We start from the raw sequence: 12,594 nt of genomic DNA, 5'->3' as shown, positions 1-12,594 counted from the left end.
GGCGATGCGAGCGAACGGGGTGGTTCGACGAACGTCAGCAATGTATTCTCCCACCCTTGGCCCGCCCCACGCACCTTGCTCCCCCTCAGTCGGCGCAGTCGCCTGGCCGCCGGCATTACTGCCGACGCCGGTCGGCTCTTACCCGACCGTTTCACCCCTTACCGGAAATCCGGCGGGACTGTTCTCTGTTGCCGTCTTGCGTCACCGGCAGATTACTCCACCGGTGCCCCCGCTTACTGTTTCGCGGGGCGACCTTCCACACGATGGTGGGCGGGGAGTCGGGAAGTTCCTCTGGGGTCAAACCCAGCGACGGCCCGTCATACGTCGGCGCCATCTGTAAGTATAGCACACCAGGAGCAGATTACCAGTAGCGATTTTCGCTTACATCATATCAAATCTTGCAGGTGTAATTCTGGTGCTGAAGCGTTTCCAGGTGTGCCCGTCGGGTCGTAGGGGCGACGCATGCGTCGCCCCTACGCAGGTCAGGGTCATCGTTGGCCGGTGTGTGATGAATACCCAAGTTGCCACCTATTCTGAGCGCAGGCCACGTGAGGCTGACTGCCAGGATGACCAGCACGATGGTGCACCATCGTGCAAGGTATCTGTATGAATGATGTGGGTAGCAGCCAGTCCCTATAGACGCACTCCGTCACGTACGCCTCAAGCTGACAACTCGGGTTATACCCATCCTTTGTGTCCTCCGTGCCTCTGTGGTGACATACGGTTGCAACTTGGGTTATGAATGCTATCTACCAGCGTAGAATCTCTATCATAACAACATTCGTATCAGTAATCTATGTGCGAAGTGAAGAGTCTGCCTTATCGCTCTGATCAGATAGCAGGACAAACACTATACTTCCACACGATTAGAACCCATTTCAAAAAACATCTCCTGGAAGTTATCTTTTTCATTCCTGACAGACCCTATGATTGTGACGAGCACACCCGGCCTCCCCGTGATCAGTAGGATCAACGGCGTACCACGCGCCGGATCATGAGCACGGCTAGTGCGGCAGCATGGCTGCCGCACTCCAAACGCTGCGACACGCAGATGGCAAGCGGGTAAGGCCACCAATCCAGCGCGTGATGGCACCGGAGATGGTCGGCAGACCTCCTCGCTGCCCCGCAGACAGACTGGAAGCAAGATACTGTCATTGGGGCTGGCAAGCGTGCAAGGAGCTGTGCGGCAGACTCGGAGCACGGCAGCACAGTTTTTAGAAATAAGTTCTAGTATTTTCGCATCACCTTCACGTCAATCCTCACAACCGGCGCTACATATGAAAGCGGTTGAGCAACTCTTGTTTCATGTCCCATAGCCGTTGGCTGAGCGAGACGTGATACACATGCGGATTCATAATGCGCCGCACCCCAAGATCGAGCCGTTCAACATCGGCGTACCGCCGCGCCCGCATCTGCTCGATTGGTTGTGGCTCGATCAGGCGCCGGCCTGCCACCATTGCCGGCTCAAGCAACGGCTCAATCCCGGTCAACTCGTCACGAACAACCACCCGCTGACGGGCGTGATCGCTGGGGTGGCGTAGCCGAATCAGTTCTTCCTGGGTCGGGTCTTCGTTCTCAAGTGCAATCAGGTCGGCGGTGGCCTTGCCCCGACTATCGTACAATCGCCAAACTCGCTTCAGGCCGGGATTGGTCAGTTTGGCTGCACTTTCGGCGATCTTGATTGCGGGCTGCCATTCGCGTCCATCGTGCAACGCCACTAGCTTGTAGACACCACCCAACGCTCCTTCACCATGAGAGGTCACCAGTCGCGTGCCAATACCGTACACCAGACGGCGAATAATCGCATCGGCATCGGCATTGTAGCGTGGCGCTTCCTGAACGATCTGGCTTTGAATCTGCCAGATCACCAGTTCATCGAGGTCATTGGAAAGCACAATAACGGTATCGGGAAACCCGGCCCGATCAAGCATCAAGGCCGTTTGAATTGCCAGATACGCCAGATCACCCGAATCAAGACGCACACCAACCGGTTTGTGGCCTTTCGCCCGCAACTCTTCAAAGACGCGAATTGCATTGGGTAGACCGCTGTTCAGCGTGTCAATCGTATCGACCAGTAACAGACAATCGTCGGGATAAACCTCGGCGTAGGCGCGGAAGGCGTCAAGTTCACTCATGCCGAGAGCCAGAAATGCCTGCACCATAGCATGGGCGTGCGTTCCTTTGGCGGTCTGGCCGACGGTATGGGCCAGACCGACATTCGAGGTAAAATCGGCGCCACCGATCAGCGCGGCACGGGTACCGGCATTGGCGCCCATCCCCTGACCGCGACGCAGGCCGAATTCCAGCACCGTACTGGCACCACTCGCCTCGCGAATACGGCTGGCTTTGGTAGCAACCAGTGTCTGGTAATTGAGATGATTGAGCAGCGCTGTTTCCAGAATCTGCGCCATGAGCAACGGCCCGCGCACAATCGTCATCGGCGCCTGGGCATGCACCACTCGACCCTCCGGTACGGCCCATAGCGTCATCCCACCGAAATGGCCATGCCGACTCAGGTAGGTTAGAAAATCTTCGGCGAAGATCGGGTTACCGGCCCGATTCCGCTGGTTGCGCAATACTTCAAGCTCGGCAGGGCCGAAACATGCCGTCTCCATCCAGTCGAGGAGCCATTCCAGACCGGCGGCAATGCAATACCCGGCAGCGTGCAAACCGTAATTGGGTGGCTGGCGGAAGAAATGATCGAATTGCGCCATGCGTTCGTGAAGGCCCATCCGAAAATAGAGCTGGGCCATCGTCAATTGATACTGATCGGTGAAGAGGATGCCGGTAGCAGTACGCTGTTGGACGTTGTTCATACAAGCCTCGCTGTATAGTGTAAATTATACACTAATATACCAGCGCAGGGCAGAGCTGTCAATAGTTGTGAGGATAGCGGGTGAGCGTGCTAGAACCTATTCCAAAAAACATCTACACAGGGAGTATCTCTTTCATTGTCGACCGACTCCATGATCGTGACGAGCACACACCATCCTCGTAATCAGCCGGGTCAACGACGCGCCACGCGCCAGCCAGATCGTGAGCACGGCTGCCGCACTCCAAAGGCTGCGACACGTGTATGCCAGGCGGACAAGTGATAGCACTGGCAATGGTTATCAGCCATCCTCGCTTCCATACCGGCAGGCTGGGAGCAGGATATGCTATCGCTGGTTAGCAGTGGTCGGGTAGCACGACCGTACAGCTTTTATGAAATAACCCAAGTTGCTCCTATACTACGAGCAGGCCACGGCGGCTGACTACCAGGAGCAGCACGACGTTACACGAAACACCTTGGGGCGTATATGAGGAGCCGCCAGTTCTCATGGACGAACTTTGTCACGCTTCACCGTATCAATCCAGGTTATACCTGGCCTCTGTGTCTCTGTGGTGACAAAAGTAGCAACTTGAGTTGAAATAAGTGCTAGAAGGCGCAGATCAAGTTTTTGCCTGACAATCAGGTCATATCACCCGGCGTGCAGCACGACTGATACGGACGTATGGCTTCTGTCCTCCAAACACGCGACACCACGAGGATGGCTGGGTGAAAAGGGATATTTCTGACGTAGCGCATAGTGGGTAGCGATCAATGGTAGCATCGGTGCGCGCCGGAGGCAGGCGCTTCCCGGGGCCAGCGCAGCACTGGCCCGCGATGGGACACCGCTCAGGTGCGGTGCCAGGATGATGATCGGATGGCAGGTAACAGCAATGCACCACTACCCCACACTCGCTTCACCGGCAAACAGCCGACCCTGTTCGGTCAAGACGAGCATGTCACCGCGGCGCTGTACCAGCCCATGTTGCTCAGCCTGCCGCACAATTGCGCCAGCAAAGGCCGCCGGCCAGCGCAGCTCTTCGATCAGATGGCGCGGATGGCATTCAACGCCGGCATCCTGGGTTCCTTCGTGATTGAGCAGATGGAGCGTCAACATCTGAAGCGCAAACCGTTCCCGATTGATCTGCTGTTGGCGAATTTGGGCCACAATTCCCCGCCGTGGAGCAAACAGGAACGCCAGTAGAAAGGCGATACCAGTCATGGTCGCCATGGTGCCGGCAATCGAGACATCAAACCAGCGGGCCAGCCAGTAACCACTGAGTGCTGACGCAATCCCAATCGCTACACTGAGCATGACCATGCGCAGCAAGCGGTCGGTGAGCAGATATGCCGTAGCTGGCGGTGCCACCATCAATGCAATTACCAGAATCGAACCAACGGCATCAAATGCAGTTACGGCGGTCAGCGAGACGCTTGTCATCAGCCCATAATGAATCAGAGCCGGCGAGAAACCGAGTGTGGTCGCCAGCGCCGGATCGAACGTTGCCAGTTTTAGCTCTTTGTAAAAGAGCAAAAGCAAGATGAGATTGAGCACTAGCGTCCCACTACCTACCACCAGGGCACGGGGCAGGCTTAATCCAAAGAGTTCGATCCGGTCGAAGGGGGCAAAGGCCAGCTCACCGAGCAAGACACTATCGGTATCGAGATGGACATTGCCAGCAAAGCGCGAGATAAGCAGAACCGCCAGGCTGAACAGCGCGGGAAAGACCAGACCAATCGCTGCATCTTCATGCATCAGCCGACTACCACTCATCAGCTCCACCAGCCATACGGTCAGTACGCCAATCGCAACCGCACCGGCAAACAGAAGCGGTGAGGAGAGATTGCCGCTGATCAGATACGCCAGCACGATGCCGAGTAACACGGTATGGCTGATGGCATCGCTGAGCATCGCCATCCGGCGTAAGACCAGAAAGACACCGGGAAGCGTACAGGCAGCCGCAATGATCACCGCAATCAATTGCACTTCAAGTTGAGGACTCATGCGCTACCTCTTCAATCAAGGGCAAGCACTCGTTGGCGACGTATGTGACGCCAGATCAGGCCACGTTCAGGAGCCAGCAGTAGAGAGAGCATGGTGAACAGACTCATCACGAGTACAATCAGCGGGCCAGTGGCCAGCCCTTCGCCCAGGGTGCTGATCCACGCCCCGATGAGAGAAGCCAGTGCTCCAAAACCGGCAGCCAGCACGACCATATATTCGAGCCGATTTGTCCACTGACGGGCGGCCACGGCAGGCGCGATCAGCATTGCACTCATAAGCACAACCCCAACCGTTTGCAGACCAATCACGATTGCCACAACGATGATCCCGGTCAGCAGGATTTCAAACCACCGCACCGGCACGCCGAGGCTACGGGCAAAATCGGGGTCGAAACTGATCAGCTTCACCTGGGGCCAGAAGATCAGTACCAGGACAAGTGCAGGTAAACCGATAGCCAGCATGGCCCAGAGATCGCGCTCGATCAATGCCGCTGCCTGCCCGAAGAGAAAACTCTTCAATCCGGCCTGGGCAGCGTGAGGTTGCCGTTGTAGATACGAGAGCAAGACCAAGCCGAACCCGAAAAACACAGCCAGGGTCAGGGCCAGTGCAGCATCATCTTTTATGCGCGTAGTGCGCACGACCGCTAGCAACCAGAGTGCTGCCACCAGCCCAGCGACGGCAGCGCCGATGAGGAGAGAGAATGGATCGCGCTGACCGGTGATCAGAAAGGCAAGCGCAATGCCGGGCAACGCAGCGTGTGACATTGCATCGCCGAGCAATGCCTGCCGGCGCAGAACCGCAAAGCTACCGAGGAAACCACTGATCGCGCCGATCAGCATTGCCCCCAGCGTGACATTGCGGAACGTGTAGTCGGTAAACAGTTCCATAGTCGCTCCGATAACAGTGATTAATCGCCTGGTGCCGGGGTTGGCCGGGCAGCAGGTACCGTGTCGGTGGGTGTATGCAACAGCGCAAGACGACCACCATACGTTGCCCGCAGATTCGCCTCGGTAAAGACCTCTGCAACCGGGCCGGCAGCAATTCGCCGCACGTTAATGAGCGCAACGTGATCGAAATACTCGGTCACGGTCTGCAAATCGTGGTGCACGACGACAACCGTCTTGCCGGCAGCGCGCAGGTCGCGTAAAACGTTGATGATGGCGCGCTCGGTCACGGCATCAACACCCTGAAACGGTTCGTCCATCACGTAGATTTCAGCCGCCTGCGCCAGTGCACGGGCCAGGAAGACACGCTGCTGTTGACCACCCGAAAGCTGGCCGATCTGGCGATGGGCGAAATCGGCCATCTGGACCTGGGCAAGGGCAGCCAACGCCGCTTCCCGCTCTGCCCGGCCCGGACGACGGAACCAGCCGAGATGTCCGTAACGTCCCATCAACACCACATCAAGCACTGTCGTCGGAAAGTCCCAATCGACGCTGCTGCGTTGCGGTACGTAAGCGATCAGATGCCGTTGCTGGTGGTATGGCCGACCAAATATGCGCACACTTCCCGCTGCCGACCTGACCAGTCCCAGCATGGCTTTGAGGAGCGTCGTCTTCCCGGCGCCATTGGGGCCGACAATTGCCATCAACACACCACGGGGAACCTGAAGATCAACATCCCACAATACAGGTTTATCACCGTAGGCAACGGTCATATCTTCGATGTCAACTGCAACTTCCATTGCAACCTCCGCTTTAGGGCATGAGCGCAGCCACAATCGTCTGCATATTGTGGCGCATCATGCCGAAATAGGTACCTGCCGGGCCATCAGCATCACCGAGCGAGTCAGAATACAACTCACCGCCGACCTGCACCTCGTGACCGGCTGCACGGGCAGCACTCTGGACAGCTTCAATTGTGCGCGGCGATACGCTCGTCTCGACAAAGATCGCCGGGATGCGTTCCGTCACCACGAGCGTCGTGAGATCACGGATAGTCGCTGCACTGGCTTCACTGGCCGTACTGATACCCTGCACAGCCTCCACCCGAAAACCGTAAGCCTGCCCAAAGTAGTTAAACGCATCATGGGCCGTCACCAGAATCCGCCGTTCAGGAGGTACCTGTTCGGCCATCGCACGCAGATCGGCGTCAAGCATCTGCAAATCGCTGAGATACTGCTCACTGCGTTGCTGATAGATTGCCCGACCGGCTGGATCAAGATCAATCAACGCATCACGGATCGCAATGACTGCATAGCGCCAGCGCTGCGGATCGTGCCAGACGTGCGGATCATACGCCTTCTCATCACCTTCCCAGCGCAAACGCATCTCTACCGGCACAGCTTCGGCAACTGCAATGACCGGGATCGTTCCACTGTGTTGAATAGCTTGAAAAACCCGCGCAAGGTTCGCTTCCAGATGGAGACCGTTGTAGAAGATCAGACGTGCTTCTTGCAGGGCAAACAGATCACTCTCGGTGGCAATGTAGGTATGGGGATCGATACCGGGGCCAAGCAGCGTGTGGAGCGTCACCCGATCACCGGCAATTGCCTGTACTGCATCGCCTATCGGGCCGGTGGTCGCCACAACTCGCAGACGACCATCGGCCACCGGTGCTGTACAGCCGGTAAGGATGAGTAGTAAAATAGTAATTAAGGAAAAACGAAGAAGCATATCTACCAATCCTAAAATAATTTTTAGCCTTACCTAAATCTACCAGATACGAGATAGATTGTCAAGGGTGGGCAAGAGACTCTCAATACCATGCAGCAATTGGGACGCGGATGCTCGCGGATTTAGCGGATGCTCGCGGATTTGGCAGAAGTACTCGTCATCCGCAGCGGCGGGGTAATCCGTGCATAGCCACGGGTATTCCCGATGGGACACGGATGCACGCGGGTTTATGTGGATGCTCGCGGATCGGGCGGAAGCACTGGTCACTCGCGCCGGACAGTGCGTATCACGAAGATTGCTGATGGGCGCTTATGCGGATACCTTGTGGAGCGTATACGATGGATTTTATCTTACCAGATGTAATACCACTGAAACCTACCCGGCTACCGGGGTCTGCCATACTGACCGAGACGACGACGGGGAACAAAGCCAGACGAACGGTAGAGATGATAGGCAGCGGTATTCTGCTCTTCGACCTCGATGCGGATGTCGTGATAACCGGCTGCCCGCAAGCGATGCAGAGTCGTCAGGAGCAGTAATTTTCCATATCCACGCCCCTGGAGATCACGACGTACACCAAAGGTCGTGATGATGATTGTCTGTTCGACCCGCAACAGCCGCAATGCCGCCACTGGTTGCCCGGCCATTTCAGCGATAACAAAGCGATGGCGGGGATGAGTAATCCGATCAGACACAAAGGCTGACACCTGTTCAACTGGATCACCAAACGCACTGACAATGATCGAGGTTAGGGTAGCAATATCGTCTTTCTCAGCCAGACGTACCTGCCAGTCGTTCGACGCTTCGGGTTGCGGCGGCAGTTGTGCCGGATCGAGCTGCAACTCGACTTCGACATTCAGCCGATGGAGACCGAGAGCAGCCACAAACGGAGCCACACAGGCCCCTGCTTCATCAGCCAATGCGATCCAGTTGCCGCCACGCGCAAGTGCCCAGCGCTCAATCTGTTCGATCAATTGGCGACCAAACCCGCGCTGGCGCCAGGCAGGGTCAACGGCAATCACTGCTTCGATAGCGAAGTAGCCATACATCACCGCGCCACCAACCAGCGTCTCGCCGATCCGGGCCGCAGCCATCGTCGGAGTCCAATCGCCATCAAGGTATACCGGCAATTCAATGTTATCAACGCGATTGCAACGCTCGAACAGCTCAATGAGAGCCGGCCAATCGGCGGCAGGGATGATGGCAATGTCGAGTGTCATAAGGCTGTCGATTATCCTTTCGACGGCTATGTCTCCGGCAAGGTAACGATCATATTGTAACCTGAAATTGGGTGGCAATGTGGATGAGTAATACCACATCTGGCAGTAGCACAGACATACCCACTATCAAAATATCACCGTAGGGCGGCACCTGAGCACGGATGGGTTGCACTGGTGTTCTCGCATTGCAACGGCCCAACAGAGACATGCCGGTAGCCCCACATGCCTGGACCCATCTCCCCTTTACAAACTACCCTCGTTATCGGCCTGACTCGCTACCACAACGCCATACGCCATACGACATGTGCGCGTACATTGCCCAATGCCTGCATGGAGTACGACAGGGCGGCTGCTGGCAACACCAGACCCGAACATTTCTTATTCGCATCCGAAGACAATAAAAAAACCGACGCTCGTGGCGTCGGTCAGATCAGGTGTATTCAAGGACCGGTGTCAGGCATACTCCGCAACACTGTGCCGGGCGACACGAGCGGCACGACGACGCATACCGGCATCGAGCTGCGCGAAGAACTCGTCAGGATTGACGCTGGCAGCGGCACAGGCATCGGCAAAGCGCAGGTTGCTGCGGTCAATCCGATTCTCACGCAAGAAGGCGCGAGCTTCAGGGCCAAATGTCTGCAAGACTTCTTCTACAGTGAGCTGCTCAAGTGTTCCGTTGCGCATGGTTGTGCTCCTTTAATCTATCAAGACTATCTTCGTCGCGACGGCTTCATCGCCGATTACGCTTTCATCATATCGTACAATATGCACAATTTCAAGGGTTTTAATTTGTATATTTTGCACAAATTACGACGAATAACCACCGTGGAGAGGGCGAACGTGGACGGGCACTGATCGCATAGGCGACGATTACGAACGTGTATCGACGATCATCACTCTTGCCGATCTGCAACCCATCAGTATTCCTACGCCTGCGCTGCACAGGTGAGGATCGTATCAGTAACAGAGCGCGGATCGGCGGGTGTAGACGGGGATGTGTAGTGGCTGGGATGAATTAAGAAGGTGCATTTCCGGCATTGGATGCAGCAATACCACCACAAGCATCTACCGCCAGATTGCCGACACCTGCGACACCGACATCGAAGCACGGAAATCAGGAGGAGTAGGGCAATGCACTGTCCTCTGAAATGTCAATGGAGAGGTGCAGGAGATCAGGAAGATTACAATGCCATACTTCCCTGGTGGGAGAAGCTATCTCAAACCCAAGTTGCTCCCTATACTGTGAGCGGGCCACGTGAGGCTGACTGCCAGAATGCACGGTACGACGCTGCGCACGATGAGGCTGACTGCCAGAATGCACGGTACGACGCTGCGCACTATAACGTGGAGCATAACTGTATGAACGATGCAGCAACGTGGGTTATGCCAATCCTCTGTGTCCTCCGTCCTCTGTGGTGATAAAGGCAGCAACTTGGGTTCTCATTAAATGATCGTGACGAGCACACACAGCATCCGCATGACTGACAGGATACACGGCGTAACACGCCCCTGGCACGAAGCACAGCAGGTGCGGCAGCGTGGCTGCCGCACTCCAGACGAGGCAACACACACATGGTAAGCATGCAACGCAACCAACCCAGCGCGTGATGGCACTGGAGATGGTCGTCAGCCATCCTCGCTGCCACACCGGCAGACTGGTAGCAAGATATACTGTCGTTGGTCATTGGCATGCGATGCCGGCTTCAAGTGCAGACAATATAGATGATATACTGCATCAGGACGACCCAGCGCATGCCTCTGCTCATCTTTCTCCCTTGCATCTTCAGGAACGGACAGCCTGGATAAGCCAACACATCGTCTGGTGTATCAGTATGCCCTGGTACAGGCTTGCAATCTCCTGCAGTGCTTCAGATACAGGTAGAATAATGAGCTAACACAACGTCTACCTCATCAGGAAGGCCAATTCAGACTATGGCGCTTCCCTCTCCCGCGCATTCAGAGACGGACAGAATATATGCGCTAACACAACGTCTACTTCACCTCTCCCCTCTCCCGCAGTGCGGGAGAGGAGCCGGGGGTGAGGGCGTTTAGCAAAAAGCGTGCGGCATATCAAATCTTGAAGGGCAATCACTTACTGTTATCGGATACGCGGTGAACCATGACTATAACATCGCCTCCGCCACGACCGTTGGGATCGCCTGCATGCTGCGGATGGGCGGGTGCCGTAGGAGTGTATTCAGAACCCGCCCCTGTGGACGATGTATATGCCGGCGATGATGATATTGCCAGCCTGATTGACAGACAAGACCAGGTTTCTGAACCCGTCCCTACGGACGATGCACGTGCCGGTTCACATGACCATACGCGGGTGTGGCGAAGTGGTATATCTTAAGTCGCGTGCCATGTTTGATGTCGTTGCACACTGGCCGTCATCTTCAGCGACCTATCTCGTGCGATGACTCGACCGCTTCATTCCGTTCACTACTGCCACGCTCGTCATTTTGGAGAGCGTACTCGCTGGCCCAGTCCTGAATACCTGTCCAATCGCGCAATGCAGCCTGATGAACACTCTCTGGTCGCCAGATTCGCTGAATGTAATCACCATCAATCTGAACCGGATGGAGACTCTTGAATGGCACCACCGTTGTCGTTTCGCCCTTCCCCCACTCTTCTTCTTCACCGGGACCGAGCGGGAGTGCCAGCTCGTGAAATGTAACCAGATCGGGATGCGAGGATCGGTCGATCAGGTAATCAGCCGCTTCACACACTCGTCCGTGATCGAGCAGGACATTGAGCAAGACATCGCTCATTCGTGAGCGCACTGACAACTGAACCAGCCGTACCATCTCTACCCGCACCAACAGGTCAAGATAGCCGCGCACCGCCATTCGGCTTCGATCATTGATTCCCCAGCGCAAACCGATTCCCGCCGCAGCAGTGGCAGCAGCATTGCGACCAAGGCTGCCGGCAACGGTTTGCGCAACCGGGCCGCTGGTCACAGGGAAGAAAAGGATGGTTTCACCCAACGCCCAATGCCGCACAATCTCAGCACCGCCTTGCCGCTGATGCTTGATTTCGATTTGCGGAATACCGGTAATGCCTAAACGGGCATCGAGTTCATCGTCGCGCCCGACTTCAATATGGAAACCGATGTAAGGAGTAAAACGCTTGCCACCAATCGGGCGAGCCATGCTTTTGCCATTTGCATACTGGAGAGTAATGGCTTCGGTAACAACGTGAACTCGATTGCGCCCAATCATAATGTTTGCTCCTCTTCCTTGCACGTACGGTATCATGGCGCAATGATAGCACATATGTTCTTTTTTGTAAAGATATCTGGCGATTGGTAGCAGGCGAAAGAATGTCTCATATATTGCGGAATATGTCAACCGGTCTGATATAACAAAAAGCCCCCTGCCAGTACCATCAACGGATGCTGGCAGGGGTACGTCGATCCATCAACGCCCTACGCTACGGTGCTGCTCGCATAATCACCGGGACGAAGATGCGCATTGGCTCGACCACAATCTCGTAGGTATAGCTAGCGGTCTGGCCATTGCTATCAGTGACGATGATAGTGAACGTATACGTGCCGACCTGCGTCACCTGGCCTTCCAGCCGTCCATCTGCCAACAGTACAAGACCGGTTGGAAGCTGTCCAGTGCTCTGGTAGACGTAGCTGCCACTACCACCAGATGCGTTCAGTTGTGTTTGTACCACGCTGCCAACCGCAATTGATGGCGGCAGACTCAATTCAAGATGAGGTGCTTCGCCGGATGTTGGCACCGGGCTGGGTGTCTCCGTCGGCACTGGGCTGGGTGTCTCCGTCGGCACCGGGCTGGGTGTCTCCGTTGGTACCGGACTCGCCGTAACCGTTGGTACCGGACTCACCGTCGCCGACGGGCTGGGCGTTGTGCTCGCCGTCGCCGATGGGCTGGGCGTCGTGCTCGCCGTCGCCGACGGGCTGGGCGTCGTGCTCGCCGT

Annotated in this window: 10 protein-coding genes; 1 reads left to right on the top strand and 9 read right to left on the bottom strand. The window is 56.1% G+C overall.

Annotation, left to right across the window (positions count from 1 at the left end):
- Positions 1–40 precede the first annotated feature (40 nt).
- The gene (locus VAE57_RS13350; protein WP_322822366.1) at positions 41–340 is read left to right on the top strand and encodes a hypothetical protein; all 300 of its coding nucleotides are present in this window, start codon (positions 41–43) and stop codon (positions 338–340) included.
- A 931-nt stretch (positions 341–1,271) separates the two neighbouring features.
- On the opposite strand, the gene VAE57_RS13345 is transcribed toward VAE57_RS13350, so the two are convergent.
- From VAE57_RS13345 to VAE57_RS13305, 9 genes are all read right to left on the bottom strand, one after another.
- Positions 1,272–2,816, bottom strand: a complete 1,545-nt coding sequence (locus tag VAE57_RS13345; protein WP_322822365.1) for a nicotinate phosphoribosyltransferase — start codon at positions 2,814–2,816, stop codon at positions 1,272–1,274.
- Between the two features lie 894 nt (positions 2,817–3,710).
- A complete protein-coding gene (locus VAE57_RS13340; protein ID WP_322822364.1) occupies positions 3,711–4,814 on the bottom strand; it encodes a metal ABC transporter permease in 1,104 nt (367 codons plus the stop codon).
- 11 nt (positions 4,815–4,825) lie between these two features.
- Complete coding sequence (locus VAE57_RS13335; RefSeq protein WP_322822363.1) at positions 4,826–5,701, bottom strand: metal ABC transporter permease; 876 nt, start codon at positions 5,699–5,701, stop codon at positions 4,826–4,828.
- A gap of 20 nt (positions 5,702–5,721) precedes the next feature.
- The gene (locus VAE57_RS13330) at positions 5,722–6,498 is read right to left on the bottom strand and encodes a metal ABC transporter ATP-binding protein (protein WP_322822362.1); all 777 of its coding nucleotides are present in this window, start codon (positions 6,496–6,498) and stop codon (positions 5,722–5,724) included.
- Between the two features lie 13 nt (positions 6,499–6,511).
- A complete protein-coding gene (locus VAE57_RS13325) occupies positions 6,512–7,429 on the bottom strand; it encodes a metal ABC transporter solute-binding protein, Zn/Mn family (protein ID WP_322822361.1) in 918 nt (305 codons plus the stop codon).
- Between the two features lie 383 nt (positions 7,430–7,812).
- A complete protein-coding gene (locus tag VAE57_RS13320; RefSeq protein ID WP_322822360.1) occupies positions 7,813–8,649 on the bottom strand; it encodes a GNAT family N-acetyltransferase in 837 nt (278 codons plus the stop codon).
- Positions 8,650–9,102: 453 nt separating this feature from the next.
- On the bottom strand, positions 9,103–9,333 hold the full coding sequence (locus tag VAE57_RS13315; protein WP_322822359.1) for a hypothetical protein: 231 nt from the start codon (positions 9,331–9,333) through the stop codon (positions 9,103–9,105).
- Positions 9,334–11,045: 1,712 nt separating this feature from the next.
- Positions 11,046–11,870 (bottom strand): hypothetical protein, encoded by an 825-nt coding sequence (locus VAE57_RS13310; protein ID WP_322822358.1) that lies wholly within the window; start codon positions 11,868–11,870, stop codon positions 11,046–11,048.
- Between the two features lie 211 nt (positions 11,871–12,081).
- Positions 12,082–12,594: putative Ig domain-containing protein (locus tag VAE57_RS13305; RefSeq protein WP_416208456.1), on the bottom strand; the 513-nt coding region annotated here is incomplete at its 5' end.

This window comes from Chloroflexus sp., from assembly GCF_034434295.1.
Lineage (GTDB): Bacteria > Chloroflexota > Chloroflexia > Chloroflexales > Chloroflexaceae > Chloroflexus.
The sequence above is the reverse complement of the archived record's forward strand: the minus strand, read 5'-3'. Positions and strand labels throughout refer to the sequence as shown.